Annotated in this window: 27 protein-coding genes and 1 rRNA gene; 7 read left to right on the forward strand and 21 right to left on the reverse strand. The window is 69.3% G+C overall.

Annotation, left to right across the window (positions count from 1 at the left end; genetic code table 11):
* Nucleotides 1-164 precede the first annotated feature (164 nt).
* Nucleotides 165-650, reverse strand: coding sequence for an ATP-binding protein (locus ABTZ59_RS35245; protein WP_351424481.1), 486 nt, complete (start codon nucleotides 648-650; stop codon nucleotides 165-167).
* A gap of 113 nt (nucleotides 651-763) precedes the next feature.
* Here ABTZ59_RS35245 and ABTZ59_RS35250 point away from each other — a divergent pair, with 113 nt between their 5' ends.
* Nucleotides 764-1,591, forward strand: a complete 828-nt coding sequence (locus ABTZ59_RS35250) for a helix-turn-helix domain-containing protein (protein ID WP_351424484.1) — start codon at nucleotides 764-766, stop codon at nucleotides 1,589-1,591.
* Nucleotides 1,588-1,827 (forward strand): DUF397 domain-containing protein, encoded by a 240-nt coding sequence (locus tag ABTZ59_RS35255; protein ID WP_351424487.1) that lies wholly within the window; start codon nucleotides 1,588-1,590, stop codon nucleotides 1,825-1,827. The genes ABTZ59_RS35250 and ABTZ59_RS35255 overlap by 4 nt, the downstream gene beginning before the upstream one ends.
* Nucleotides 1,828-1,839: 12 nt before the next feature.
* On the opposite strand, the gene ABTZ59_RS35260 is transcribed toward ABTZ59_RS35255, so the two are convergent.
* The 5 genes from ABTZ59_RS35260 to ABTZ59_RS35280 all read right to left on the reverse strand — a co-directional run bounded on the left by ABTZ59_RS35260 (nucleotide 1,840) and on the right by ABTZ59_RS35280 (nucleotide 6,264).
* Nucleotides 1,840-2,265 (reverse strand): SRPBCC family protein, encoded by a 426-nt coding sequence (locus ABTZ59_RS35260; RefSeq protein WP_351424490.1) that lies wholly within the window; start codon nucleotides 2,263-2,265, stop codon nucleotides 1,840-1,842.
* Nucleotides 2,262-2,576 (reverse strand): ArsR/SmtB family transcription factor, encoded by a 315-nt coding sequence (locus tag ABTZ59_RS35265; RefSeq protein WP_351424495.1) that lies wholly within the window; start codon nucleotides 2,574-2,576, stop codon nucleotides 2,262-2,264. The genes ABTZ59_RS35260 and ABTZ59_RS35265 overlap by 4 nt, the downstream gene beginning before the upstream one ends.
* 137 nt (nucleotides 2,577-2,713) lie before the next feature.
* Nucleotides 2,714-3,919 (reverse strand): MFS transporter, encoded by a 1,206-nt coding sequence (locus tag ABTZ59_RS35270; protein WP_351424500.1) that lies wholly within the window; start codon nucleotides 3,917-3,919, stop codon nucleotides 2,714-2,716.
* 144 nt (nucleotides 3,920-4,063) lie between these two features.
* Entirely contained in the window at nucleotides 4,064-4,690 is a 627-nt protein-coding gene (locus ABTZ59_RS35275) for a TetR/AcrR family transcriptional regulator (RefSeq protein WP_351424504.1), read from the reverse strand.
* An 80-nt stretch (nucleotides 4,691-4,770) separates the two neighbouring features.
* Nucleotides 4,771-6,264 carry a helix-turn-helix domain-containing protein gene (locus tag ABTZ59_RS35280; RefSeq protein ID WP_351424507.1) on the reverse strand — a complete coding sequence of 498 codons (1,494 nt, stop codon included), beginning with the start codon at nucleotides 6,262-6,264 and terminating at the stop codon, nucleotides 4,771-4,773.
* 147 nt (nucleotides 6,265-6,411) lie between these two features.
* Between ABTZ59_RS35280 and ABTZ59_RS35285 the strand changes: the two genes are divergently transcribed.
* Together ABTZ59_RS35285 and ABTZ59_RS35290 are read left to right on the forward strand one after the other, a co-directional pair.
* Nucleotides 6,412-6,543 (forward strand): hypothetical protein, encoded by a 132-nt coding sequence (locus tag ABTZ59_RS35285; protein WP_283958206.1) that lies wholly within the window; start codon nucleotides 6,412-6,414, stop codon nucleotides 6,541-6,543.
* 43 nt (nucleotides 6,544-6,586) lie between these two features.
* Nucleotides 6,587-7,324, forward strand: a complete 738-nt coding sequence (locus ABTZ59_RS35290) for a DUF4232 domain-containing protein (RefSeq protein ID WP_351424513.1) — start codon at nucleotides 6,587-6,589, stop codon at nucleotides 7,322-7,324.
* A gap of 182 nt (nucleotides 7,325-7,506) precedes the next feature.
* Here ABTZ59_RS35290 and hemB read toward each other — a convergent pair whose 3' ends face one another.
* The 6 genes from hemB to ABTZ59_RS35320 form a co-directional block, all read right to left on the reverse strand.
* Complete coding sequence (gene hemB, locus ABTZ59_RS35295) at nucleotides 7,507-8,496, reverse strand: porphobilinogen synthase (protein WP_351424516.1); 990 nt, start codon at nucleotides 8,494-8,496, stop codon at nucleotides 7,507-7,509.
* Nucleotides 8,497-8,792: 296 nt separating this feature from the next.
* Entirely contained in the window at nucleotides 8,793-10,451 is a 1,659-nt protein-coding gene (locus tag ABTZ59_RS35300) for a bifunctional uroporphyrinogen-III C-methyltransferase/uroporphyrinogen-III synthase (protein ID WP_351424521.1), read from the reverse strand.
* Nucleotides 10,448-11,425 (reverse strand): hydroxymethylbilane synthase, encoded by a 978-nt coding sequence (hemC, locus tag ABTZ59_RS35305; RefSeq protein ID WP_351424526.1) that lies wholly within the window; start codon nucleotides 11,423-11,425, stop codon nucleotides 10,448-10,450. Before hemC ends, ABTZ59_RS35300 begins: the two co-directional genes overlap by 4 nt.
* Nucleotides 11,422-12,777: a glutamyl-tRNA reductase gene (locus ABTZ59_RS35310; protein WP_351424536.1), complete on the reverse strand. Its 1,356-nt coding sequence runs from the start codon at nucleotides 12,775-12,777 to the stop codon at nucleotides 11,422-11,424. Before ABTZ59_RS35310 ends, hemC begins: the two co-directional genes overlap by 4 nt.
* The gene (locus tag ABTZ59_RS35315; RefSeq protein ID WP_351424539.1) at nucleotides 12,774-13,592 is read right to left on the reverse strand and encodes a redox-sensing transcriptional repressor Rex; all 819 of its coding nucleotides are present in this window, start codon (nucleotides 13,590-13,592) and stop codon (nucleotides 12,774-12,776) included. Before ABTZ59_RS35315 ends, ABTZ59_RS35310 begins: the two co-directional genes overlap by 4 nt.
* Nucleotides 13,593-13,957: 365 nt before the next feature.
* The gene (locus ABTZ59_RS35320) at nucleotides 13,958-14,236 is read right to left on the reverse strand and encodes a glutaredoxin family protein (protein ID WP_351424542.1); all 279 of its coding nucleotides are present in this window, start codon (nucleotides 14,234-14,236) and stop codon (nucleotides 13,958-13,960) included.
* A gap of 158 nt (nucleotides 14,237-14,394) precedes the next feature.
* Between ABTZ59_RS35320 and ABTZ59_RS35325 the strand changes: the two genes are divergently transcribed.
* The 3 genes from ABTZ59_RS35325 (at nucleotide 14,395) to ABTZ59_RS35335 (ending at nucleotide 18,016) form a co-directional block, all read left to right on the forward strand.
* A complete protein-coding gene (locus ABTZ59_RS35325) occupies nucleotides 14,395-15,339 on the forward strand; it encodes an HAD family hydrolase (protein ID WP_351424547.1) in 945 nt (314 codons plus the stop codon).
* A gap of 380 nt (nucleotides 15,340-15,719) precedes the next feature.
* Nucleotides 15,720-16,514: an ECF subfamily RNA polymerase sigma factor, BldN family gene (locus ABTZ59_RS35330; protein WP_351424552.1), complete on the forward strand. Its 795-nt coding sequence runs from the start codon at nucleotides 15,720-15,722 to the stop codon at nucleotides 16,512-16,514.
* Nucleotides 16,515-16,792: 278 nt separating this feature from the next.
* The gene (locus ABTZ59_RS35335; RefSeq protein ID WP_351424556.1) at nucleotides 16,793-18,016 is read left to right on the forward strand and encodes a DUF5667 domain-containing protein; all 1,224 of its coding nucleotides are present in this window, start codon (nucleotides 16,793-16,795) and stop codon (nucleotides 18,014-18,016) included.
* Between the two features lie 161 nt (nucleotides 18,017-18,177).
* On the opposite strand, the gene ABTZ59_RS35340 is transcribed toward ABTZ59_RS35335, so the two are convergent.
* The 9 genes from ABTZ59_RS35340 to rrf form a co-directional block, all read right to left on the reverse strand.
* Nucleotides 18,178-19,239 (reverse strand): lysophospholipid acyltransferase family protein, encoded by a 1,062-nt coding sequence (locus ABTZ59_RS35340; protein WP_351424558.1) that lies wholly within the window; start codon nucleotides 19,237-19,239, stop codon nucleotides 18,178-18,180.
* Between the two features lies 1 nt (nucleotide 19,240).
* Nucleotides 19,241-20,278: an NAD-dependent epimerase/dehydratase family protein gene (locus ABTZ59_RS35345; protein ID WP_351424563.1), complete on the reverse strand. Its 1,038-nt coding sequence runs from the start codon at nucleotides 20,276-20,278 to the stop codon at nucleotides 19,241-19,243.
* A gap of 161 nt (nucleotides 20,279-20,439) precedes the next feature.
* Entirely contained in the window at nucleotides 20,440-20,538 is a 99-nt protein-coding gene (locus ABTZ59_RS35350) for a 30S ribosomal protein bS22 (protein ID WP_003948845.1), read from the reverse strand.
* Nucleotides 20,539-20,725: 187 nt separating this feature from the next.
* Nucleotides 20,726-20,938, reverse strand: coding sequence for a helix-turn-helix domain-containing protein (locus tag ABTZ59_RS35355; RefSeq protein ID WP_014046653.1), 213 nt, complete (start codon nucleotides 20,936-20,938; stop codon nucleotides 20,726-20,728).
* Nucleotides 20,939-21,066: 128 nt separating this feature from the next.
* A complete protein-coding gene (locus ABTZ59_RS35360) occupies nucleotides 21,067-21,882 on the reverse strand; it encodes a phosphatase (RefSeq protein WP_351424577.1) in 816 nt (271 codons plus the stop codon).
* 167 nt (nucleotides 21,883-22,049) lie between these two features.
* Nucleotides 22,050-23,222, reverse strand: coding sequence for an acetoin utilization protein AcuC (locus ABTZ59_RS35365; protein WP_351424568.1), 1,173 nt, complete (start codon nucleotides 23,220-23,222; stop codon nucleotides 22,050-22,052).
* Complete coding sequence (locus ABTZ59_RS35370; RefSeq protein WP_351424570.1) at nucleotides 23,191-24,396, reverse strand: MFS transporter; 1,206 nt, start codon at nucleotides 24,394-24,396, stop codon at nucleotides 23,191-23,193. Before ABTZ59_RS35370 ends, ABTZ59_RS35365 begins: the two co-directional genes overlap by 32 nt.
* A gap of 139 nt (nucleotides 24,397-24,535) precedes the next feature.
* Complete coding sequence (locus ABTZ59_RS35375) at nucleotides 24,536-25,180, reverse strand: HAD family hydrolase (RefSeq protein ID WP_351424573.1); 645 nt, start codon at nucleotides 25,178-25,180, stop codon at nucleotides 24,536-24,538.
* Between the two features lie 75 nt (nucleotides 25,181-25,255).
* A 5S ribosomal RNA gene (rrf, locus tag ABTZ59_RS35380) occupies nucleotides 25,256-25,346 on the reverse strand; the annotation flags it as partial.

Genomic DNA, 25,346 nt, shown 5'->3' on the forward strand with positions numbered 1-25,346 from the left:
CGAAGCGGAATCGGCGTAGCCGACGCGACGAAGGAGCGCCCTTGACGCCCGACCCGCAACCGCGAAACTCAGACCCAGGGGCGGCCCCCACCCGCATCCACACGTCCCGGCCCACCCCGACTACCCCTCGGCACGAACCCGCACCCAACACCCCCGGGCAGGCACTAAGTCCGGGCCAACAGGAGACCGAGCCAGCCCTCGGCGTGGTGCGTGACCGCCGGGGGCGTCGTCTCGTCGGCCTCCGTCCGGTCCACCACGAACTCGCACCAGACCACCTTGCCGGGACTCCGCTCCCCCACGCCCCACTTGTCGGCGAACGCCGCGACGAGGAGCAGCCCGCGTCCGCCCTCACCGTCCGGCTCATCAACGATCCGGGGGACGCCGGGGCCGCTGTCATGCACCTCGACACGGAGTACGTCGCCGTCGTACCCCAGATTCAGCCGGAACCCCCGGCCGGGCGGCACCCCGTGCAGCAGCGCGTTCGTGGCGAGTTCGCTCACGCACAGCAAGACGTCGTCGGCGCGGAAGCCTTCGGTCAAATCCCAGTCGACCAGAGCTTGGTGGGTGAACATCCTGGCGGCGGGGACGGACCGGCGATCGCGGCGGAAGAAGCGCTCCCGGAGTACGGAGTGGCGAGTTGTCGCAGTCATGGAGCGATCGTCGCGGAGAGTAACTAAACTTGAGCACCAGGTGACCCCGTACAGATCTTTTGTACGGGGTGTCCCAGGATCAAGTACGCGCGCACGTGGGGAGTTGGGCCGGCATGAATCCCAGGAAACATCCGAGGAAGAAGAACGCCTCGGCGATGAAGATGCTGGGCGCCCAGGTGGCGGCCTTCCGCCGGGCGGCGGGCTATACGCAACGATCCCTCGGTGAACGGGTCGTCGCGGACGAGGAGACCATCGCGTCGATCGAGCAGGGCAGACGGCCACTGAAGGCGGATCTGGCGGAGACACTGGACGAACTGCTGGACACCAAGGGTGCGTTGTCGGTCGGGGTGGCCAACATGCCGGAGATCGACCAGTTCCCGCTGTGGGCGGAGCAGTACGTGGACCACGAACGCGAGGCCATCTCACTGTCCTCGTTCGAGAACCAAGTGATGCCGGGACTGCTCCAGACCGAGGCATACACACGGGAAATCTTCGGCACGCGCGTTCCCGCATTCGACGAGGATGAGATCGAGACCAAGACCGCCGCTCGCATGGAGCGCCAGGAGATCCTTCAGCGCAAGGTCCCGCCGACACTCAACTTCGTCCTCTGGGAGCCGATCCTCCACTTCCCCCTTGGCGGACGAAAGGTCTTCGGCGAACAACTGAACCACCTGCGTACGTGCGCCGAACTCCCGGGCATCACAGTCCAGTTCCTACCACATGCCCGCACACACCACGCTGGAATCAGTGGCCCTTTCGTCGTACTTGAGACCCCCTATCACCAGCATCTCGCCTACGCCGAGTCGCAGCAGGGTAGCCACTGGGTCTCCGACCCCGACAGGGTGTCCATCATGGCCCGGAAATATGCCATGCTGCGATCGCAGGCCCTCTCCCCCGAGGAGTCCCGGGACCTGCTGGACGAGCTTCTAGGAGAGCAATGAGCACGACGCTTAGGTGGTTCAAATCCAGCTACAGCGATGACGCAGGCGGAGCCTGCCTCGAAGCCGCCTATGACTGGTACAAGTCCAGCTACAGCACCGAGCAGGGCGGCAACTGCCTCGAAATCGCCCCCTGCCCCCACGCCGTCCACGTCCGCGACTCCAAGAACCCCACCGGCCCCACCCTCACCCTCGCCCCCGCCGCCTGGGCCGCCTTCGCCACCTTCGCGGCCCGCTAGGAAGAGCGGGCCCTAACGGCTGTCCCCCGCCCCCGCGAGGGCCGGCTCGACGCGCCCCAGAATGCTCGGCCATCCGCCCCCCATACCTTCGAACGCGGTCCTGCCCAGCGGGGATTCGAGGTCGAACCCGGCATGTTCGAGGAACAGGCGCGTGCCCGTGCCCTCGGGGTGGAGCTGCCAGGTGATCGTGGTGTCCAGCGAGCCGGGGGCGAAGCTGTAGCGGAGCAGGCGTTCGGGTTCGACCGCGAGCACCTCGCAGGACTGCTGTCCCCACTGCCCCATGTCGAGGGTGAAGCGGTGGCCCACGACGGGGCGTACATCACCGGCGGCCCACCACCGCGCGTGCAGTTCGGGATCGGTCAGTGCCCGCCAGACCGTCGCGGGCGGATGGGCGATGAACTGGTCGCAGCGGATGATCTGCGGGTCGGTGGTGCTCATGGGTTCTCCTCGTCGATCAGGTCGCGCAGCGCGCCCATCCGGGCGCGCCAGTAGTGCTCGAAGGGATGCAGCCACTCGCCCACTTCGGCGAGTGGCGCCGCTTCAAGGTGGTAGTAGCGATGCCGCCCGCGCGGCTCCTCGCGCACCAACCGCACGTTCTTGAGCACGGTCAGGTGCTCGGAGACCGCGGACCGGCTCAGCACGAACTCGCCGGCGAGATCGCCGGCCGCGCGTGGCCCGTTCCGCAATGCCTCCAGCAACTTGCGCCGTACCGGGTTGGCCAGGGCACTGAACACATCGACTTCCGCCATGCCCCTCACTATGCGTCGGAGAGTTCCGACATGTCAACTCTCTCCGACACGTTCGACACCGTCACACATCTCCCGCCAGAGCGATCACATGGAGGACCCGCGCGCGGCGGCGTAGCGAACCTGCGCCGGAAGTACCGCTACTGACGCACGCACACTCCGGCCGGGTCCGGCGCCGCCCGGCCTCCGGGCTCCTCTCCGCCTTTGGCTCGTCGCCCCCGTATGACTTCGGGGAGCAGCGTGACCAGGCCGGCCGCCGCCAGCACCGTGCCCAGCCACAGTGGCGCCCGCAGCCCGAAGCCGTTGATCGCGAGTCCGCCCACGGACGAGCCGATCATCACGCCGAGGGTGATGCAGGACGAGTGGACGGTGTTCACCAAGGCGCGCGCGTTCGCTGTGCGCTGGACGCGGGTGACCATCGCGGGGTTCATGGTGACGCCGACCAGTCCGATGCCCAGCATGCACACAACAGCGAGCACCGGTACGTCCGCGAACAGCGCGAACCCGGTGAGGAACGCCAGGTTCAGGGCGAGTCCGCCGCCCAGCACGCGCAGCGTGTACCGGTCGGCGAGACGGCCGACGACGCTGTTGCCGATGACGGTCGCCGCGCCGTACGCGATGAGCAGCAGCGGTACGGTTCCGGTGGAGAAGCCGGTGATCTCCGTCATGATCGGGTTGAGATAGCTGAACGCGGCGAAGGTCGCGCCGATGATCATCGTGCTCGTGGAGAACACCAGCCACAGTCGACGCTTCCTGAAGACCGCGAGTTCTTCCCGGAGGTTCCCTGTTCCCTCGGCGCGGCCCAGGGACGGCACGCCGACGATCGTGCAGAGCGCGGCGAGGACGGTCAACGCGGAGATGGCCCAGAAGGCGGCCCGCCAGCCGAACCGTTCACCTATCAGGGTGGACAGCGGCATTCCGAGCAGCGTGCCCAGCATCAGTCCGTTCATCACCGCCGCGATGGCCCGTCCCCGCATCTCGGGGCGGGTGAGCTGGACGGAGATCGAGACGGCCACCCCGAAGAACGCCTGTGAGGCGACGCCGCTGATCAGTCGCGCCGCCAGCATCACGCCGTAACTGGTGGCCGTCGCCGCGAGCACATTGCCCACCAGGAAGACGGCGAAGAGGATCATCAGCGCGCTCTTCTGCCGTGTCCGCAGGAGCGCGACGGTGAGGAAGGGCCCTCCGAAAGCCATGGCCGCCGCGAAGGCGGTGATCAGGTAGCCGATCTGCGGGACGGTCGCGTCCAGCCCGTCGGCGAGTTGGGGCATCAGTCCGGCGACCACGAACTCGCTGGTCACCATGGCGAAGATGCCCAAGGCGAGGACATACACGGCGCGGGGCATGGCAAATGGCTCCCGTGATGAGGATGGGGATGAGGATGGGTATGGGGATGACGATTATTTTGGATCAGTCAGTTCAAAATTTGGGCAGACACAAGCGCGCCCCCTGTGCGTACGCGGAACATCCGCGCGGGACACCCGCGCGGGTCAGCGCCGGAGCGCGTCCAGGGCGATGGCCGCGATGGACTCCAGCGCGGCGCGGTCCGCGCCCCCTTGAGCGGACACCCGCATGCCGCCGATCACCGCGTTGAGGAACCGGGCCAGTTCGCCCGCGTCCCGCGAGGAGCCGATCTCACCCGCGCGCTGCCCGGCCTCCAGGACCACCCGCAGCGCGGCGAGCCGAAGCGCCAGATCGCGATCCAGGATGGCGTCGGCGTCCGGGTCGCGTCCGGCGAGTTCCACGGTCGTATTGACCGTCAGGCAGCCCAGACTGCGACCGCCACCCTCACCACCACCGGCGTCACCGGCCCCCGCGCGGACCGCGAACTCGCCCTCGATGATGGCCTCGAACAGCGCCTCGATCCGCTCCACCGTCGGCCGCTCCTGATCCTCCAGGATGTGGATCTGCCGCATGGTCATGATGTCGACGTAGCGCGTCAGGGACCGTCTGAACAAGTCGCGCTTGCTGTGGAAGGTGTTGTAGATGCTGCTGCGTCCCAGCCCGGTGGCCTCGCACAGGTCCTGGGTCGAGGTCGCCTCGTAGCCGTTCGCCCAGAACGTACGCATCGCCGCGTCCAGGGCCCGGTCCTCGTCGAATGTCCTCGGTCTGGCCATGACCGGCACGCTACAGGTTTTGGAACGCTCGATGCAATACCTTCGTCAGCCGCTGGCCGTCAGCCGTCAGCCGTCAGCCGTCAGCCGTCAAGGGGCTTCTCCCACTCCGACGCACCTGGCGGGTAGTTGTACGTCGGACGCCCCGCCGACCCGCTCGTACGGAAGGGCTTCCCGTTGTCGTCCACGCGGATCGTGCCGTGCCGCTCACCGCTGGTCCAGTCCAGCTCCAGGTACCAGCTGACGTCCCGCGTCTTCGAACTGGCGGAGATGTAGAAGACCTCGGGGTCCGACTCGCTGACCTTGTAGGGGAAGTCCCGCTGTCCGGCCTTCGGTACGGAACTGGGCCTGCCCGCGTCCAGGTTGACGGCGAAGGACTTCGTGCCCACGCCGCCGCCGCAGCCGACGCCCATCGCGTAGTCGGTCCAGGCGAGCGGGGCGTCGCTCTTCACGATCCGTACGTGCAGGGCCCGCAGCACGACCGTCTCACTGCTCGTGCCCTGCAAGGTCAGCTCGATGAACTGACCGTCGCTCGCCACCCCGCCGAGCGCCCCGACCCAGCCGGGCGCGTCTTGCTCGGTGGGCGGCGGAGGGACCGCCTCCGGCGGGCTGTTGATGAGGTAGTGCTGACTGCACGGGTCCTCGAAGGCGTACGGCCGGGTCGCCACCGTCACCGGCACCGCGTCACTGGAGGGTTTGCCCGCCGCCGGGGGGTCCTTGCGCGCGCTGGGGGCACCGGACGGGCTCGCGCTCCGGGAGGAGGAGAGGGAGGGCGAGGCGGACGGCGCCTCCTTCTTGTCCTTGCCGTCCGACGAGGCGGAGGGCGACGCGTTCTCCTCCGCACTCTGGTACGGAGCCTCCGACACCTCCGTGGCGGCGGACTGGTCATCGTTCGACGGTCTGCCTGCGTAGGCGACAGCGGGTACGACGACCGCGACGACCGCCACAGCGGCGAGGACAAGACGCAGGCGTTTGGTACGGGGGAAACGGGCGACGCGGGACCCGGCGACGGGTCCGCGCACGAACTCGGACCCGGACTCGGACTTGGACTCGGACTCGGGCCCGGACCCGGACTCGGGCCCGGACCCGGACTCGGACTCGGGCCCGAACTCGGATACGAGTACGGGTACGGGTTCGGTCACGGACTCGCGTCCCGGTCCGGGGCCGGGCCGGGGGCCGGCCTCCGCTGCGGGAGCCGCCTCAGCCGGGGCCTCGGCCTCGCCGCCACCGTCGGTCCCCGAGCCGGGCGCCGCCGAATCGGACGCCGGTGACCCTGACCCGGGCACCAGGGTGGCGGACGGCGAGGCCGACGGCGCCGACCGGGCCCGCCGTCTCGCCTCGTCCGCGAGAATCCACCGCCGGTGCAGCTCGACCAACTCCTCGGCGTTCGCGCCGCACAGCCGCGCGAGCCGCTCCACCGACGCGTAGTCGGTCGGCACGGCGTCGCCGTTGCAGTAGCGGTGCAGCGTGGACGTGCTGACATGGAGCCTTCCGGCGAGGACGCCGTAACTGCGCCCCGAGCGGTCCTTCAGCCCCCTGAGCAGTTCCGCGAAAGCCTCGGCCTCGGTCGTCGCCACCCGTTGTTCCCCTCCCTGGTTCCTGCCGGCCCGTCCCGGGAACGCGTTCCAGGGAAACCATGTCTCCCCAGGTCAGAGCCTGCGTGAGCGTTCCAGCTTCCCCCATTGTCCCCTGCCGATTGCGGCCGCTTCCGGCCGCCCCGCAAGGTGAGTGCAGCGCCAGCCGAACGGGGAGCAGAAATCAGAACCCGACTCCGTATCAGCCTGGTCGACGCGCTGGCCGTCGTCGTGGTGATCGCCTCCACGGCAGTCGTGATCATGCTCGTCAACCGTCACTGAACGCATCACTCGACAACCTCACCGAAACGGGGACTCCATCCTTATGCGTACGATCCGTCACCGCGCCGTCGCGGCCGCCGCCACCGCTCTCATCGCCTCCCTCGCCCTCACCGCCTGCGGGTCCGGCGACACCGCCGACGCCATGAAGAACACCGGCGCGGCCGCCGCGTCGTCCAGCACGCCGCCGGCCGACCAGCAGACGCCGACGGACAACGAGCAGCAGACGCCCGCCGACCAGATCAGCGGCGACGGCGGCAACGGCGGCAGCGGCAACACAGGCACCACATCCAAGGGCACAAGCGGAGGCGGTACCACCGCGAAGGACACCACTACCAAGGACACCTCCGCCGAGGCCCCCGCCAGGGGAACCGCCTGCACGGGCGACAACGCCAAGGTCAAGGTCAGCCAGGTCAGCCGCCCGATCAACCACCTTCTTCTGACGGTCACCAACACCGGTGGCAAGAACTGCGACGCCTACTACGCCCCCGCCCTCCGCTTCGACGACGCCCAGGCCCCCACCCAGGTCAACGAGGACAGCCAGCCGCAGGCGGTCGTCACCCTCGCCCCGGGGCAGTCGGCCTACGCCTCGGTCGCCCTGGGCGGCGACGGGTCCCCGGACATCCCGGTGGAGCAGCTGATCATCCACTTCCCCGGCCGCGACAACCAGGGCTCGGTGGGTTCCTCCTACGGCCCGATCACACTCCCTGCGGGGACGATGATCTCCGACACCACGTCCGTGTCGTACTGGCAGGCGAACATGGCCGACGCCCTCATCTGGTGACAGCTTCACCTGGTGACGGCCTCGCCCAGTGACACCCCCGACTGATCGGGGCCCCTGCCCGAACGGCGGCCGGGGCCCCGATCAGCCCTGTGACCCTGCCCCAGAGACCCGGCCTCAGAGACCCGGCCTCAGAGCCCCGGCCCCACGGCCCGGCCCCACGGCCGGGCGCCAGTGCCCCGGTGTCAGAGCTTCCCCGCCACCTCGGTCGCCCAGTACGTCAGGATCATGTTCGCCCCGGCGCGCTTGACCCCGGTCAGCGTCTCCATGATCGCCGCGTCGCGGTCGATCCAACCCTTCTCCGCCGCCGCCTCGACCATCGCGAACTCGCCGGAGATCTGGTACGCCGCGACCGGCACGTCCACCTCGGCCGCGATACGCGCCAGAATGTCCAGATACGGCAGCGCGGGCTTGACCATCACCATGTCCGCGCCCTCTTCGAGGTCGAGCGCCAGTTCCCGCAGGGACTCCCGGGCGTTGGCCGGGTCCTGCTGGTAGGTCTTGCGGTCGCCCTTCAGCGCGGAGCCGACGGCCTCCCGGAACGGGCCGTAGAACGCCGACGAGTACTTCGCGGTGTACGCGAGGATCGACACGTCCTCCCTGCCGATCGTGTCGAGCGCGTCGCGTGCGACACCGATCTGGCCGTCCATCATGCCGCTGGCGCCCACCACATGGGCGCCCGCGTCGGCCTGGACCTGGGCCATCTCGGCGTACCGCTCCAGGGTGGCGTCATTGTCGACCCGCCCCAGGCCGTCCAGCACCCCGCAGTGGCCGTGGTCGGTGAACTCGTCCAGACACAGGTCGGACATGACGACCAGGTCGTCACCGACCTCTTCCCGTACGGCGCGGATCCCTGCCTGGAGGATTCCGTCCGGGTCCGTGCCCGCCGTACCCGTCGCGTCCTTCTTGGCCTCCTCGGGGACGCCGAAGAGCATGATCCCGGAGACGCCGGCAGAGGCCGCCTCCACCGCCGTCTTGCGCAGCGTGTCCAGCGTGTGCTGGACGACGCCGGGCATCGAGGAGATGGGGGTGGGCCGGCTGATGCCCTCGCGTACGAACGCGGGAAGGATGAGATCCGCCGGGTGCAGCCGGGTCTCGGCCACCATCCGTCGCATCACCGGGTTCACCCGCAGCCGCCGGGGCCGCGAGCCGGGGAAGGATCCGTGCACAGTCATCGTCAGTCGCCTCTTGGGTCTGCTGCTTCGTCGGGGCCCGGCCGGCCGTCGGACCACCTTCGACCATAAACCCGGCATCCCCGCCCCTTTACCGACACCGCGACCGGGAAACCGACGGCGGAACGCGGAAACGACGGCGGAACGCGGAAACGACGACGGAACGCGGAAACGACGACGGGGCCCGGCCGCTTCGGCGACCCGGCCCCGCTTCGTTCAACGCCCCCGCCCGGCACGCGGCCGTACACACCTCAGGTCGTACGGACCTCAGGTCGTACACACCTCAGGCCGCACGGGCCTCAGGTCGTACGGCGCCTACGGCTGCCCGGCCTGCGCTCGCTCGGCCGCGTGACCGTTTCGCCTGCCTCCTTCGCGGCCTCACGGCGCTGCGTGCCGAACGCGGCGAGCGCCTCGGCCAGCTTGTGCACCGACGGCTCCGGCGAGAGGACGTCCACGCGCAGCCCGTGCTCCTCGGCGGTCTTCGCCGTCGCGGGGCCGATACACGCGATCACCGTCACGTTGTGCGGCTTGCCCGCGATACCGACCAGGTTCCGCACGGTCGAGGACGAGGTGAAGAGCACGGCGTCGAAGCCGCCGCCCTTGATCGCCTCACGGGTCTCGGCCGGCGGCGGCGACGCGCGCACCGTGCGGTACGCGGTGACGTCGTCGACCTCCCAGCCCAACTCGATCAGCCCTGCCACCAGCGTCTCGGTGGCGATGTCGGCGCGCGGCAGGAACACTCGGTCGATCGGGTCGAAGACCGGGTCGTACGGCGGCCAGTCCTCCAGCAGCCCGGCCGCCGACTGTTCGCCGGACGGCACCAGGTCGGGCTTGACCCCGAAGTCCACGAGCGAAGCTGCGGTCTGTTCGCCCACCGCGGCGACCTTGATCCCGGCGAAGGCGCGGGCGTCGAGCCCGTACTCCTCGAACTTCTCCCGTACCGCCTTCACCGCGTTGACCGAGGTGAACGCGATCCACTCGTAGCGTCCGGTGACCAGGCCCTTGACCGCGCGCTCCATCTGCTGAGGTGTGCGCGGCGGCTCGACCGCGATGGTCGGGACCTCGTGCGGGACCGCGCCGTACGACCTGAGCTGGTCGGAGAGCGACGCGGCCTGCTCCTTCGTCCGCGGGACGAGCACCTTCCAGCCGAACAGGGGCTTGGACTCGAACCACGCGAGCTGGTCGCGCTGTGCGGCGGCGCTGCGCTCACCGACCACGGCTATGACGGGCTGGTGTCCCTCCGGGGAGGGCAGCACCTTCGCCTGCTTCAGGATCTGCGCGATGGTGCCGAGCGTGGCGTTCCAGGTGCGCTGACGGGTGGTCGTACCGGCGACGGTGACGGTCATCGGGGTGTCCGGCTTGCGGCCGGCCGTGACCAGTTCACCGGCGGCGCTCGCGACCGAGTCCAGGGTGGTGGAGACGACGACCGTGCCGTCGCTCGCGCCGAGCTCGGTCCAGCACCGCTCACCGGCGGTCCTGGCGTCCACGAGCCGTACGTCCGTGCCCTGCGCGTCGCGCAGCGGTACCCCGGCGTACGCCGGCACACCGACCGCGGCCGCGATGCCGGGGACGACTTCGAAGGGAATGCCCGCGGTGGCACAGGCGAGCATCTCCGTGCCCGCGTCGCCGTCCAGCCCCGGGTCACCGGAGACCGCACGCACGACCCGCTTGCCGCCCCGCGCGGCCTCCATGACAAGATTGGCCGCATCCCGGATCGCGGGGATCCCGGCGGCTGCTGACACATCGTCAACAACCGTCAGCGCAGGGGTGTGCACACCCGCCCTGGCGTGGCCGCGTACGACTTCGAGCACATCAGGCTCGGCAATCAGTACATCCGCCCCCGCGAGCGCCTCGACGGCGCGGAGTGTCAGCAGACCCGGATCTCCGGGTCCGGCACCGAGGAAGGTGACGTGCCCCGATGCGGAGCAGGCTGGAAGGTCAGAGGTGGTGGGGCTCAAAGTGCTCGCTCCCCCATAAGACCGGCCGCACCCTTGGCGAGCATCTCGGACGCGAGTTCGCGACCGAGCGCGATGGCGTCGCCGTGCGACGTGGGTACGGGACCGGTGGTGGACAGCTGCACCAGCGTCGAGCCGTCGGTCGTGCCGACGACGCCGCGCAGGCGCATTTCGTTGACAACCTGTCCGTCGGCCAGCAGGTCGGCCAACGCACCCACGGGTGCGCTACAGCCGGCCTCCAGGGCGGCGAGCAGGGAACGCTCGGCGGTCACGGCGGCCCGGGTGTACGGGTCGTCGAGCTCGGCGAGCACTGCGGCGAGGTCCACGTTGACCGCGGCGCACTCGACAGCAAGGGCCCCCTGGCCGGGGGCGGGCAGGACCGTGTCGACCGACAGGAACTCGGTCACCTCGTCGATCCGGCCGATGCGGTGAAGCCCGGCGGCGGCGAGCACGACTGCGTCGAGCTCCCCGTCGCTGACATAGCCGATCCGCGTGTCGATGTTCCCGCGGATCGGTACGGTTTCGATGGTGCGGCCGTGGTTGCGCGCGTACGCGTTGAGCTGCGCCATCCGGCGCGGCGACCCCGTACCGATCCGGGCGCCCGCCGGCAGCCGCTCGAAGGCCAGCCCGTCGCGTGCGATCAGCACGTCCCGGGGGTCCTCGCGGCGCGGCACGGCGGCCAGTGTCAGATCGTCGGGCTGGGTCGTCGGCAGGTCCTTGAGGGAATGCACGGCGAAGTCGACCTCGCCCGCCAGCAGCGCGTCACGCAGCGCGGTGACGAAGACGCCCGTGCCGCCGATCTGCGCGAGATGCTCGCGGGAGGTGTCGCCGTACGTGGTGATCTCGACCAGCTCCACCGGCCGGCCGGTGAGCTCCCGCACGGCGTCCGCCACCTGGCCGGACTGGGCCATGGCGAGCTTGCTGCGCCTGGTTCCGAGCCTCAGCGGCTTCTCGGTCCTCAGTGCCTTCTCGGTCATACTCGCCCTCTGCCTACACCGTCGGTGTCATTCAGGTCGGCCCGACTGACGGCGGCGACCGTCTGCGGGTCGAGGTCGAAGAGTTCGCGCAGCGCGTCCGCGTACCCGGCACCGCCGGGCTCGCCTGCCAGCTGCTTGACCCGCACGGTGGGCGCGTGCAGGAGTTTGTCGACGACGCGGCGCACGGTCCTGGTGATCTCGGCGCGCTGCTTGTCGTCGAGACCGGGGAGTCTGCCTTCGAGGCGCGCGACCTCGCTGCTCACCACATCGGCGGCCATGGCGCGCAGCGCGACCACGGTCGGTGTGATGTGAGCGGCGCGCTGTGCGGCGCCGAAGGCCGCCACCTCGTCCGAGACGATCGTGCGCACCTGATCGACGTCGGCGGCCATGGGGGCGTCGGCGGACGCCTCGGCCAGCGACTCGATGTCCACGAACCGCACCCCGCCGAGGCGGTGCACGGCGGCGTCTATGTCCCGGGGCATGGCGAGGTCGAGCAGGGCCAGCTGGGTCGTACGGCGATGCAGCGCCGTCTCGACGGCGCCGTAGGTCAGCACCAGACCGGTCGCGCCCGTGCAGGACACGACCACATCGGCGCGCGGCAGCTCGTCGGCGAGTGCGGTCATGTCCACGGCGCGCGCGAGGACGCCCGTGGAGCCGGGCTCGGTCAGGATCTGTACGAGCCGGTCGGCGCGCGCGGCCGTGCGGTTGGCGATGACGATCTCGTCGACGCCGAGGCGCGCGAGCGTCGCGGCGGCCAGCGAGGACATCGAGCCCGCGCCGATCACCAGCGCGCGCTTCTTCTTGGCCCAGGCGTCCACGGCCGCGCCGGCCGCGAGCTGTTCCAGGCCGAAGGTGACCAGCGACTGCCCGGCCCGGTCGATCCCGGTCTCGCTGTGGGCGCGCTTGCCGACCCGCAGGGCCTGCTGGAAGAGGTCGTTGAGCAGTCGGCCCGCGGTGTGCAGTTCCTGCCCCAGCGCCAGCGCGTCCTTGATCTGTCCGAGGATCTGGCCCTCGCCGACGACCATCGAGTCCAGCCCGCAGGCCACCGAGAAGAGATGGTGGACGGCCCGGTCCTCGTAGTGCACATAGAGATACGGGGTGAGCTCCTCCAGGCCGACGCCGCTGTGCCGGGCGAGGAGCGTGGACAGCTCGGCGACCCCGGCGTGGAACTTGTCGACGTCGGCGTACAGCTCTATGCGGTTGCAGGTGGCGAGGACCGCGGCCTCGGTCGCGGGCTCCGCGGCGAGCGAGTCCTGCAACAGCTTGATCTGTGTGTCGGTGGCAAGGGAGGCCCGCTCCAGCACACTCACGGGTGCGCTGCGATGGCTCACTCCGACGACCAGGAGGCTCATGCCGGCATCACCGCGGGGACGTCCCCGTCGGGTCCCTTCCGGTTCACGGCGGCGCCGCCCGCCTCCGGCGCGTCCACATCCGTGGCGCTCATGTCCACGGCGTCTGCCGCGCCCCCGCGCTCGGCGGCCGACGCCGCTTCCGCGGCGGCCCCCTCACCAGCCTTGCGCTGCTCGTGGAAGGCGAGGATCTGCAACTCGATGGAGAGGTCGACCTTGCGTACGTCCACGCCGTCGGGCACCGAGAGCACCGTCGGCGCGAAGTTGAGGATGGAGGTCACACCGGCGGCGACCAGCCGCTCACAGACCTGCTGCGCGGCGCCCGCGGGGGTCGCGATGACCCCGATCGAGACGCCGTTGTCGGTGATGATCTTCTCCAGCTCGTCCGTGTGCTGGACCGGCATCCCGGCGACCGGCTTGCCCGCCATCGCGGGATCGGCGTCTATCAGCGCGGCCACCCGGAACCCGCGGGAGGCGAATCCGCCGTAGTTGGCGAGCGCGGCGCCGAGGTTACCGATACCGACGATGACGACCGGCCAGTCCTGCGTCAGCCCCAGCTCGCGGGAGATCTGGTAGACGAGATACTCGACGTCGTAGCCCACACCGCGCGTCCCGTAGGAACCGAGATAGGAGAAGTCCTTCCGCAGCTTGGCGGAGTTGACCCCGGCCGCGGTCGCGAGCTCTTCGGAGGAGACCGTGGGTACGGAACGCTCGGACAGAGCGGTCAGCGCCCGCAGATACAGCGGAAGCCTGGCGACGGTGGCCTCGGGGATTCCTCGGCTACGAGTCGCCGGTCGGTGAGTTCGGCCAGTTGCCACGGTGCTCCTGCGGGATGAGCGAGGCTGCAGGCGGTCGTATGTCCCTGGACCGCCCCGTCGAATGCAGGTTATGTCTTTGTGAACGCGTGCACAAAGATTGTGTCCGCTTTGTCCGAGCAAAGTGACCGGGGTCACGCACCTCGATCCCGCCATGACGGAACCGGGGACCACGTCAACCCGTTGCACACACGAAGGGGGCAAAACCGCACACACTCCTCAACGAATACGCCCCCGAGACCGCTCCCCCTGCCTCCCGGGACCGATCCCCGGACGCCCGGCGTCACCTCGGGACCACCCTCGCGGTCCGGAGCATGATCACCAGAAGAAACCCAGCAAAGCGCCCACGATGGTAACCGTCTTTCCCTTCAGCCCCCCAGTTCGCGGCGGAGCCGATCGGCGTCGACTCGCCAGAAGGTGTGCTGCTCCCCGTCCACCAGGACAACCGGAATCTGCTCCCAGTACGCGCGATGCAGCTCTTCGTCGCGCGTAATATCCTTTTCCTCCCATGATGCTCCGGTCTCCGCGCACACTTTTTCGACGACGGCGCGGGCGTCGTCACAGAGATGGCATCCGGGTTTCGAGACGAGCGTCACCATCCGCTCGGCGGCCTTCTTCTTCGTCATACGTCGCAGCAGAGGACTCATGCGGCCATTCTCCGCCCGCGCCGGACGCGGTGGCGCCGGCCATCCACAGCTGGAACCGGATCACACGATCAGCGGATTAACGCACCAGCCGTGGAGAGTTCACTCCACGGCATCCCCACACGTCGGGAAGTACCGAACAGACTGGCTATGCTCACGATATGGCCGCACTGGGATGGCTCACCCCCCGTAAGCGCTCCGCCACCGCACGGAGCGTGCTCGCAGGCGAGGCCGCAGCCGAGGCAGGACTCAGGTCCACACAGGAGTCGCACGCGGCCTCGGAGGCCGAGGCCGCCGCCACGGCGGACAAGGTGCCCGACTTCCCCGTGCTCGGGGACAACCGCGCCGCCGCCTTCTTCGATCTCGACAACACGGTGATGCAGGGCGCCGCGATCTTCCATCTCGGCCGCGGCCTGTACAAGCGGAAGTTCTTCCAGCGCCGCGAACTCGCCCGGTTCGCCTGGCAGCAGGCCTGGTTCCGGGTGGCCGGGGTCGAGGACCCCGAGCACATGCAGGACGCCCGCGACAGCGCCCTGTCCATCGTCAAGGGCCACCGGGTCTCCGAGCTGATGTCCATCGGCGAGGAGGTCTACGACGAGTACATGGCCGACCGGATCTGGCCGGGCACCCGCGCGCTCGCCCAGGCCCACCTGGACGCGGGGCAGCAGGTCTGGCTGGTGACGGCGGCGCCCGTCGAGACCGCGACGATCATCGCCCGCAGGCTCGGCCTGACCGGCGCCCTCGGTACCGTCGCCGAATCCATCGACGGCGTGTACACCGGCAAGCTCGTCGGCGAACCGCTGCACGGCCCCGCCAAGGCCGAGGCCGTCCGCGCCCTGGCCGCCACCGAGGGCTTCGACCTGGACCGCTGCGCGGCGTACAGCGACTCGCACAACGACATCCCGATGCTCTCGCTGGTCGGGCACCCGTACGCCATCAACCCGGACACCAAGCTCCGCAAGCACGCGCGCCGGCTGGACTGGCGGCTGCGCGACTACCGGACCGGCCGCAAGGCGGCCAAGGTCGGCATCCCGGCGGCGGCCGGAGTCGGCGCCCTCGCGGGGGGCACGGTCGCCGCGGTCGCCCTCCACCGCCGCCGCCGCTGACCCGCCGCGCCGGTCCGATCCGGTCCGGTCCGGCCGCAACGAGAGACACGCCCAGGAGACACGCCGCCGGGCGACAAATCGACACGTACGGCCCTGTGGGATTCCCCGCGGGGCCGTACGTACATCCGTCACTCAGGCACAACCCATCGCGAGAGCAGACAGATCTTGACGCAATCCGATCAGTAAATGGTCACGATGTGCGACTAGATACGCCGCTTAGGCGTCATGGAAGCGACGTAATCGATGATTTGAGCAACTGGGTGTAGCACTGCCTGTACGAAGCGTTATTCTCCTCAGACGCATACCGGACCCCACACGTCGCCACGACGAGTGAACGGTCCCGCACTGCACGTGATGGAAGCTCTGCCTCTGGGAGTCCCGTGTACCCACACGTCGGGGTTGACGCCTCGGGCCTGGCTACGCTGCGCGCAACGGTCCTCGACCACTTGCGCGGCTTCGTCCCCACCGCGTACGCCGTCCCCGCCCTCGCCGCACCGGCCCCTGCCGTGAGCGGCCCTATCGGTCCTTGTTATGCCCTGGCGAGCGGCGGTGCGGCGGTCGGCAGACGGGGAAGCCGAAGCAGCACCGCCGCCTCGACCACCGCCCGCCGACCCAGCGCCGACAGCGACAGCGCCCGCATGATGGACCTCGTCGAGCGCGCCCAGGCCGGTGAGGCCGAGGCCTTCGGCCGGCTGTACGACCAGTACAGCGACACCGTCTACCGCTATATCTACTACCGCGTGGGCGGGAAGGCGACCGCGGAGGATCTCACCAGCGAGACGTTCCTGCGCGCCCTGCGCCGGATCTCCACCTTCACCTGGCAGGGGCGCGACTTCGGCGCCTGGCTGGTCACGATCGCCCGGAACCTGGTCGCGGACCATTTCAAATCGAGCCGCTTCCGACTCGAAGTGACCACGGGCGAAATGCTCGACGCCAACGAGGTGGAGCGCAGCCCGGAGGACTCCGTCCTGGAGTCCCTCTCGAACGCGGCGCTGCTCGAAGCCGTACGCAAGCTCAACCCGCAGCAGCAGGAGTGCGTCACACTGCGCTTCCTACAGGGTCTCTCGGTCGCCGAGACGGCCCGCGTCATGGGCAAGAACGAAGGAGCGATCAAAACCTTGCAGTACCGAGCCGTACGAACACTGGCCCGGCTGTTGCCCGAAGACGCCCGCTGACCGCCGCTGTCCCCCCACCCTCCACCAGCCGGCCGTCCCCCCTCTGCCCACCCCCCACCTCGGACCCAACTCACCTTCGGTGACGCCTCGGTGACGCGCTGGTCCGATCATCCTTCGCGCGTAACCCATGTGCCGCGCCGCTCGTTGTGCGAGATGCAGGCTCCCTGCGGTCACGCCATGCCCGCAGCCACTCACTCAATCGTGTGGATGTGCTCAAGGCGTGCAACCTTCCGGACCCCCAGGGGAGTCGATCGTCATGACGAGAGGAGGTGCCGCCAGTGATCGCGAACGTTTCGGCACACCGGCGGGCGAACGCCTTCGCCCAGGCCCTGGAAGACCAGACGGTCCAGGGCGCGGCGGCCGAACAGCCCGCCGAGTCGGCCGAACCGGCCGAACAGGGGCGGCTGTTGGCCCTGGCGAGTGGTCTCGGTGAACTGCCGAAACCAACGCTGGACCCCGAGGTCAAAATGGTGCAACGGGCACAGCTCGTGGCAGCCATGGAGGCCATGCTGCTGGAGGGCACAGCCGCCGGGGGGGCGACTCCGGGCCCTACGGTGCCGGAGCAGCGCAAGTCCGGACGGGGCGCCCACCGGGCCTCCCGCCTCCGGAGACTGCGCCCCAGATCCCGCTGGTCCAAGGGCCTTGCGGCGGGCGGACTCACGGTCGGTGTGGCGGCGGGCGCCTTCGGCGGCGTCGCCGCCGCCAGCTCCGACGCCCTGCCCGGTGATTCGCTGTACGGGCTGAAACGAGGAATGGAGGACTTCAAGCTCAATCTGGCGGACGACGAGTCCGACCGAGGCGAGCTGTATCTGGACCACGCCTCGACCCGGCTCAGCGAGACTCGCCGACTGATGGAGCGTGGCCGCTCCGGCCGGCTGGACCACGAATCCATGGGCGAGATCCGGCGCACGCTGAGCGGGATGAAGCACGACGCCACGGAGGGCCACCGCCTGCTCCATCAGGCATACGAACGGGACGGCTCACTCGGCCCGATCGCCACCCTCTCCTCGTTCTCCGCCTCGCACCGCCAGGCCTGGAACGGGCTGCGCGAGCGGCTGCCGGTCCAGCTGACGGACGTCGGCGACGAAGTCAGCTCGGTCTTCGACGCCATAGACGAAGAGGTCGCTCCGCTCCAGTCGCTGCTGCCGCGGCCACCGGAGAAGCAGGCGGGAGCCACGCTTCCCGGCTCCACACCCGACTCCGCCGGCTCCGACCGTCCGAGCCACCCCTCGCCGCCCGCACCGAGCGAGGGCGGCGGAAGCGGCTCGCACACCAGCGACCGGCCCGACCCCTCCGCGCCCGACTCGGACAGCGCGTCCGAGGAGGGCCTGCTCGGCGGTGGCACGGGCGGCCTGCTCGATCCGCCGCAGAGCAGCGCCACACCGTCCCCGTCCGAGAACCAGGACAGCTCCGACCGTCCCGGACCGGACGTCACGATCCCGCCGCTGCTGCCGGATCTGCTGCCGGGACTCGGCTTCAAGGCAGAGGACGCGGATCAGTGATCAGCGGTCAGTAACCGTCAGCGGCGGTACGGACGAGGGGCGGTGCTCCGCCGGAGCACCGCCCCTCGTGCATGCCCTCCTACACGCCGTCGTTCAGAAGAACGCGGAAGAACTCGGAAGAACGCAGAGAAAACGCAGAACTCGGAGGAACGCGGAGAAACTCAGAAGAACACCGACCGCCGCTGCACCAGCAACTTGTAGAGCGTGTGCTGGATCTGCTCGCGGACCTGATCCGTCAGATTGAACATCAGCATCGGATCCTCCGCCGCCTCGGGCGGATAGCCGTCCGTCGGGATCGGCTCACCGAACTGGATCGTCCACTTCGTCGGCAGCGGCAGCATCCCGAGCGGACCCAGCCAGGGGAACGTCGGTGTGATCGGGAAGTACGGCACGCCCAGCAGCCGGGCCAGCGTCCGCGAGTTGCCGATCATCGGATAGATCTCCTCGGCGCCCACGATCGAACACGGCACGATCGGCGCCCCCGCGCGCAGCGCCGTCGACACGAACCCGCCCCGGCCGAACCGCTGAAGTTTGTACCGGTCACCGAACGGCTTGCCCAGCCCCTTGAAGCCCTCCGGCATCACCCCGACGACCTCACCACGCCGGAGCAGTATCTCGGCGTCCTCCGCGCACGCCAGGGTGTGCCCTGCCTTCCGCGCCAGCTCGTTGACCACGGGCAGCACAAAGACCAGATCGGCCGCCAGCAGCCGCAGATGCCGGTCCGCCGGATGGTTGTCGCGCACGGCGACCTGCATCATCAGCCCGTCCAACGGCAGCGTCCCCGAGTGATTGGCCACCACGAGCGCGCCGCCGTCCGACGGGATGTTCTCGATGCCCTTCACCTCGACCCGGAAGTAGTTCTCGTAGAGCGGCCGGATCAGCGACATCAGGACCTGGTCGGTGAGTTCCTTGTCGTACCCGAACTCGTCGATGTCGTACTCGCCGGTGAGCCGTCGGCGCACAAACGCCAGCCCGCCCGCGAGCCGCCGCTCCCAGCCGCCGTCGGGCGCCGCTTCCGCTTCCGGCTCCCCTGCCGGCTCCGGCTCCGGTACGGGGGCCAGCGGTCCCGGTCCCGGCTCACGTACGGGACCCGATCCCGCTCCCGGCACCTGCGAGCGCTTCGGAGCTCCGTCGTTGGCGTCTCCTCGCCGCCGCCGGCCGCCGGCGGATCCACGCCTCGACCTCGGTTCATCACCGAAGGGGAGGACCTTGGCATCAGCCATGTCAGATGCGCTCCTTGCTGACGAGAGGGGAGAGCCGGTCGACGGTACGGGCCACCGCCTCGGGCGGCAGCAACCCGGCCCCCCGGGCGCGCGCGAAGTCCGCGAAGGCCTCCGCGGTCGTGAACCGAGGCACAAAGCCCAGTGTCTCGCGCATCTGGTCGGTGCTGACCACCCGGCCATGGGTCAGCAGCCTGATCTGTTCCGGCGCGAAGTCCGTCATCCCGACCGTGCGCAGCGCCGTACCGACCCAGGTCACGGCGGGCAGCGGAACGGGCACCGTGGGCCGCCCCAGCCGCCGTGAGCACTGCGAGAGCAGCAGCACACCCTCACCGGCCACATTGAAGGTCCCGCTGTTGAGCGTTCCGCGCCGCGGCTCGTCGGAGGCGATCAGCAGAATGTCGACCACATCGTCCTCATGGACGAACTGGAGCCGCGGGTCATAACCGAAGACCGTCGGCAGCACGGGCAGCGACAGATATTCGGCGAGCGGCGAATCCGCCGCGGGCCCCAGGATATTCGCGAAGCGCAGCACACAGACCGCCACATCCGGTCTGCGGCGCGCGAACCCGCGTACGTACCCCTCGACCTCCACCGCGTCCTTGGCGAAGCCGCCGCTCGGCAGCGATTTGGGCGGCGTGGTCTCGGTGAAGATCGCCGGATCACGGGGCGCGGAACCGTACACACTCGTACTGGACTTGACCACCAGCCGCTTCACCGTCGGCGACTTCTGGCAGGCGCCGAGCAACTGCATCGTGCCGATGACATTGGTTTCCTTGACCGAGGCACGTCCGCCGGAGCCCAGCGGAGTGCCCGTCACATCCAGATGGACGACGGTGTCGACTCCGTGCTCGGCCAAAATCCGCGCGATAACCGGCTGCCGGATATCCGCGCGGACGAATGTCGCCCCGTCCAACTCATGCGCGGGTGGGACCGCGTCCACGGCGATGACCCGGTCCACATCGGAATGGCGCTGAACGCGCCGTACGAAACGGCCTCCGAGCTGACGGGCCGCTCCTGTCACGAGCACGACCTTGCCCAAGATCAGCGCCTTCCCCTGAAAGTCTCCGTGGCCGCCACCGTATCGGGTCGGTATCGCGCCAGGGTGACCGCACGACGCGTCACACCATTTCTTTGACCGGCAAACACCGCGGCCCTCCCACCATGCCGGTGGAAGGGCCGCGAATGCACGAACAGCTGCCGCTACTTCTTGTTGCGACGCTGAACGCGGGTGCGCTTGAGCAGCTTGCGGTGCTTCTTCTTGGCCATCCGCTTACGCCGCTTCTTGATAACAGAGCCCACGACTACCCTCGCTCACTTCTCTTCACTCGGTGCGGGGCGTCTGGGCCCACACGACCTACGTCGGCCTAGCCTACCCGCCGCCGAGTGAGGGACGTAATCCGAGGGACACCCGAGGTGATTCTCCCGGCGCCACGCACCCCGTCGCGACACACGTCGCGACGGGGAACGAGCCGTACCGGTCTCGGCATCACGCAGACTCGACCCCCACAAATGACTCGCGGAGGTACTCGTGAACCGCTTGCTCCGGAACCCGGAATGACCTGCCCACCCGGATCGCCGGCAGATGACCGCTGTGCACCAAGCGGTACACGGTCATCTTCGACACTCGCATCACTGAGGCGACTTCCGCCACGGTAAGGAACTTGACCTCGTTGAGAGGCCTCTCGCTGCCAGCAGCCATGACCCACCTGTACCTTCCGCACGCGACGGCCACCGGCTTCCCCTCCGGTAACTCTTCGTCGCTGTGCGCTCACTCACCAGACTAGGGGCGGGTGATGCGAGTGGGGAAGAGGAGCAGCCTTCAGCCGCCTACTGTGACAGACACGCCCGATTGAGTACATAGCGCGTAAGCGGCCGGTAGTAATCAGACCGCACGGCGTCATCGAGGGGAACGGCGACGGACACCCGCCCCTCCGCCTCCCCGACGAACAGCGCGGGGTCGTCCGTATCGGCGAGACCGATGGCCTCAATGCCCAGCTGACCTGCCCCGCAGACCCAGCCGTGATCCCCCACGACCAGCTCGGGCAGCGGGCCCCCGGACTCCGCCACCCCCTCCAGAGCCACCCGGACCGGCAGTGGTGAATGGGTGTGCGCGCCGGTCTCACGCCCGGCGCATCGCACGCCGGGCTCCCGCATCAGCGCGACTCCCCGTACGTAGTCAAGGTTGTACGTACGTACCCCGAACCGGGTCGTTATGTCGACAGATCGCCCCTGCGCGGGAGTGAGAACGAGACATCCCGCCGCCGACAAAGCGTCTGCGAGCCCCGCGTAGAACCCCAGCAGCCGATGCGGATGCCCCGTCCCGAGCAGCACCGGAGCCCTCCGCTCCGCCACGGCGCCCAGCCGGCCGGCGAACGCGTCCAGCGCGGTCAGCGTCCGCTCGGGATCGATGACATCAGGACCCGACACATGATCGGAATCAGCGGAAACTCCACACTTGTCAGCCATGAGCCTGAGCAAGTCCTGCTCATTCCATGCCCATTCCGGATCGAGTCCGAGCATCACCCGCGGATCGCGTGCGGCGAAGAGACGGTAGCTGCGCAGACTCGCCTCGCGCGAGGTGGCCACGGGTCCGGCCAGTCTGGCCGCCAGCAGATGCGCGCGCAGCGCTCCGGTGCTCAACACCCGGTCGATCCTGCCGCTCACGGCACTCCGGCGGGCTGGAACCCCTGATTCACCGCACAGTTGGCGTAACGGCGGACCAGTGGACCGGCGAACCGACGCACTGGCGAACCGACGCACCGGCGAGCCGTGACGGGAAGGGGAGGGGAGGGAGTCGGGCCCGCCGCCCGCTACGCCAGCAGCCCCCGCAGCGGGAACACCGCCTTGCGCGTCGCCAGCACCGCCTGGTCCAGCCGGTCCGCCGGATCGTATCCGGCCTCCCACGGCTGCCAGGCCGGCGTCCGCCCGTCCGTCATCCGCCCAGGCCCCAGCTGCCGCGTCCGCGCGTACACCTCGTCCCGCCAGGACTCCGGCACCTCCGAGAGCGGATCGATCGGCGCGTGCGCGGCGATCCCCACCAGATGCGTCCAGGACCGGGGCACCACATCGACGACCGCGTACCCGCCGCCGCCCAGCGCGACCCACCGCCCCCCGTCCACATACTCGTGCACCAGGTCATGGCAGGACGCCTGCACCGCACGCTGCGCGTCGAGCGACACCGCGAGATGGGCCAGCGGATCCTCGAAATGCGTATCCGCGCCGTGCTGTGTCACCAGCACCTGCGGCCGGAAGTCCGCCAGCAGCTCGGGCACCACCGAGTGGAACGCCCGCAACCAGCCCTCGTCCCCGGTTCCCGCGGGCAGCGCCACATTCACCGCGCTGCCCTCGCCCGCGCCGCCGCCGGTCTCCTCCGCCCAGCCGGTCTGCGGGAAGAGCGTCCGCGGGTGCTCGTGCAGAGACACCGTCAGCACCCGGGGGTCCTCCCAGAACGCCGTCTGGACTCCGTCCCCGTGATGCACGTCCACATCGATGTACGCGACCCGTTCCGCGCCCAGCTCCAGGAGCCGCGCGATCGCCAGGGCCGCGTCGTTGTAGATACAGAACCCGGACGCCGCACCGGGCATGGCGTGATGGAGCCCGCCGGCGAAGTTCACGGCGTGCGCGCTCTCCCCGCGCCACACCGCCTCGGCCGCACCGACCGACTGCCCGGCGATCAGCGCCGATGTCTCGTGCATCCCCGCGAAGGCCGGATCGTCCGGCGTGCCGAGGCCGTACGCCCCATCGGCACTGCGCGGATCCAGCGACACCCGCCGTACCGCGTCCACATACTCCTGCTGGTGGACGAGACGCAGCGTCGAATCCCCGGCGGCCGGCGCCGCCACCACGTCCGCCGCCCGATCCAGCCCGTACGCGCGCACCAACCCCATGGTCAGCACGAGTCGTACGGGATCCATCGGGTGGCTGGGCCCGAAGTCGTATCCCGTTACTGCGTCATCCCACATCAACCGTGCGCGGCCGCTCATGCCCGCCACCGTATCGGTCCTGCCGCTCTCCGAACGAGCGGGCGTACACGAGCGTCACCAAAACCATCACCATCGGCAGGAGCATCGCGCCCCGGTAGCTCCACAGGTCCCCAACCGCCCCCACCAGCGGCGATCCGATCAGGAAGCCCACGTAGTTGAAGATATTGAGGCGTGCCACGGCCGTGTCACTCGCGGCGGGAAACAGTCGTCCCGCCGCCGCGAACGTCTGCGGAACGATCACACACAGCCCGAGCCCGAGCATCGTGAACCCGACGATGCCCACCCAGGCGGCGGACGCCAGCGCGACCACCGCGAACCCGGCCCCCGCGAGCAGTGCCCCGCACCGCACGACGGCCACAGGACCGAACCGCCGCACACTCAGATCCCCGACCGCACGCCCCAGCAGGGTGGTGACCATATAGGCGTTGTACGGAACGGTCGCCAGCTCCTCCGAGCCGCCGAGGACATCCTGGAGATACTTGGCGCTCCAGTTCGACACGGTGGAGTCACCGATATACGCGAAGGCCATGACGAGGCAGAGGGGCAGGAGCAGCTTGAACGCGACCGGCTCGCTCGCGGCACCCGCCGACCCACCGGCCTCCGCCGGGCCGGATTCCGCGTCCGCGTACCACCTGCTGCCGATCAGCGCGGCCGGCAACAGCACGGCCACCACCGGGAGATACGACACCAGCAGCGGCAGATCCCCATGCGCACCGGCCCAGGCCAACGAGGCCCCGGCAATCCCGCCGAGGCTGTACGCGGCGTGGAAACCGAGCATGATGCTCCGGCCGTACGCCCGCTGAAGACTCACCCCGAGCATGTTCATCGACGCGTCGAGCGCACCGACCGACAGCCCGAACCCCGCCAGCGCGATGCCGAGCTGCCACACCTCGCCACCGGCCGCGGCACCGAGAAGCGCCAGCAGTACGAGGGGCTGCGCCCAGCGCAACACGACCCCGGGCCGCACCCGCGCGACCAGCTTCTCCGTGACGACACTGCCGACGCCGGCGAGAACCGGCACGGCGGCGAGGAAGGCGGGCAGGAGCGCATCGGATATCCCGTAACGGTCCTGGATGGCGGGGATTCGCGTCACGAGCAGGGCAAAGGTCACCCCTTGGACGAAGAAGCTCAGCGCCAGAGAGAGCCGACCGTGCCGCAATCGCGCGTCTGTCATGGCGGGACAGCGTAGGACTCTCCTCTACCCATGGGTAGACAGAGCGCACAATGCAGCCCGCGACGGATCCCATGGCGGATGCCACGGCAGATCCCACTGCCGATTCAGAGGCGGATCCCATGGCGGAACCGGGCACGAATCAGGCGAGCAGGCCCGGCAGTTCGGCCATCCTGCTGAAGTATCCGGTGGCGCCCGGTAGCTGGTCGGCCGGCGTCATCGCCGTGAACGCGTACACATCCATGCCCGCGGCCCTGGCGGCCCGGACCCCGAGGGGGCTGTCCTCCACCACCGCGCAGCGCTCGGGTACCACGCCCATGCGCTCGGCGGCATGGAGAAAGAGGTCGGGTGCCGGCTTGCCCCGCCCGACATCCTGCGCGCTGAAGATGACGCTGTCCTCGAACCATCGGCTCAGCCCGGCCTTCCGATGCCCGACACGGATCCGCTCATGGCTCCCGGAGGAGGCGACGCAGTAGGACACCCCGTCACCGGCCAGCTTCTCCAACACCTCGGTCACACCGTCGACCGGCTCCAACTCCCGCTCGAAGGCGGCGAAGACACGGGCGTGCAAGGTGTCGTCGAAATCAGCGGGCAGAAGCTGACCGGTCCGCTCCTTCACCAGGTCATGGACCCGATGAACGGCGGCTCCCATGTAGTCCCGAAGGGAGTCCTCGTAGGAGGTGGGATGGCCGAGCTCGGTGAGATAGGCGGCCAGGATGGTGTTGGAGAGCGGCTCGCTGTCGACAAGGACACCGTCATTGTCGAAGATGATCAATTCATAGCGCATGTACCGAGCCTAATACGGTCCCTGAACGCAGAAATGCCCCGCACCACAGGGGTGCGGGGCATTCCCACAATGATTGTTCGGCGGCGTCCTACTCTCCCACAGGGTCCCCCCTGCAGTACCATCGGCGCTGTGAGGCTTAGCTTCCGGGTTCGGAATGTAACCGGGC

This window comes from Streptomyces sp. NPDC094034, assembly GCF_040303865.1.
Classification (GTDB): Bacteria; Actinomycetota; Actinomycetes; order Streptomycetales; family Streptomycetaceae; genus Streptomyces.

What these genes read in the sequence shown, in the direction of transcription:
- ABTZ59_RS35245 (WP_351424481.1), bottom strand. Translation starts at nt 650, where the DNA reads ATGACTGCGACAACTCGCCACTCCGTACTCCGGGAGCGCTTCTTCCGC.
- ABTZ59_RS35250 (WP_351424484.1), top strand. Translation starts at nt 764, where the DNA reads ATGAATCCCAGGAAACATCCGAGGAAGAAGAACGCCTCGGCGATGAAG.
- ABTZ59_RS35255 (WP_351424487.1), top strand. Translation starts at nt 1,588, where the DNA reads ATGAGCACGACGCTTAGGTGGTTCAAATCCAGCTACAGCGATGACGCA.
- ABTZ59_RS35260 (WP_351424490.1), bottom strand. Translation starts at nt 2,265, where the DNA reads ATGAGCACCACCGACCCGCAGATCATCCGCTGCGACCAGTTCATCGCC.
- ABTZ59_RS35265 (WP_351424495.1), bottom strand. Translation starts at nt 2,576, where the DNA reads ATGGCGGAAGTCGATGTGTTCAGTGCCCTGGCCAACCCGGTACGGCGC.
- ABTZ59_RS35270 (WP_351424500.1), bottom strand. Translation starts at nt 3,919, where the DNA reads ATGCCCCGCGCCGTGTATGTCCTCGCCTTGGGCATCTTCGCCATGGTG.
- ABTZ59_RS35275 (WP_351424504.1), bottom strand. Translation starts at nt 4,690, where the DNA reads ATGGCCAGACCGAGGACATTCGACGAGGACCGGGCCCTGGACGCGGCG.
- ABTZ59_RS35290 (WP_351424513.1), top strand. Translation starts at nt 6,587, where the DNA reads ATGCGTACGATCCGTCACCGCGCCGTCGCGGCCGCCGCCACCGCTCTC.
- hemB (WP_351424516.1), bottom strand. Translation starts at nt 8,496, where the DNA reads ATGACTGTGCACGGATCCTTCCCCGGCTCGCGGCCCCGGCGGCTGCGG.
- hemC (WP_351424526.1), bottom strand. Translation starts at nt 11,425, where the DNA reads ATGACCGAGAAGGCACTGAGGACCGAGAAGCCGCTGAGGCTCGGAACC.
- ABTZ59_RS35310 (WP_351424536.1), bottom strand. Translation starts at nt 12,777, where the DNA reads ATGAGCCTCCTGGTCGTCGGAGTGAGCCATCGCAGCGCACCCGTGAGT.
- ABTZ59_RS35320 (WP_351424542.1), bottom strand. Translation starts at nt 14,236, where the DNA reads ATGAGTCCTCTGCTGCGACGTATGACGAAGAAGAAGGCCGCCGAGCGG.
- ABTZ59_RS35325 (WP_351424547.1), top strand. Translation starts at nt 14,395, where the DNA reads ATGGCCGCACTGGGATGGCTCACCCCCCGTAAGCGCTCCGCCACCGCA.
- ABTZ59_RS35340 (WP_351424558.1), bottom strand. Translation starts at nt 19,239, where the DNA reads ATGGCTGATGCCAAGGTCCTCCCCTTCGGTGATGAACCGAGGTCGAGG.
- ABTZ59_RS35355 (WP_014046653.1), bottom strand. Translation starts at nt 20,938, where the DNA reads ATGGCTGCTGGCAGCGAGAGGCCTCTCAACGAGGTCAAGTTCCTTACC.
- ABTZ59_RS35365 (WP_351424568.1), bottom strand. Translation starts at nt 23,222, where the DNA reads ATGAGCGGCCGCGCACGGTTGATGTGGGATGACGCAGTAACGGGATAC.
- ABTZ59_RS35370 (WP_351424570.1), bottom strand. Translation starts at nt 24,396, where the DNA reads ATGACAGACGCGCGATTGCGGCACGGTCGGCTCTCTCTGGCGCTGAGC.
- ABTZ59_RS35375 (WP_351424573.1), bottom strand. Translation starts at nt 25,180, where the DNA reads ATGCGCTATGAATTGATCATCTTCGACAATGACGGTGTCCTTGTCGAC.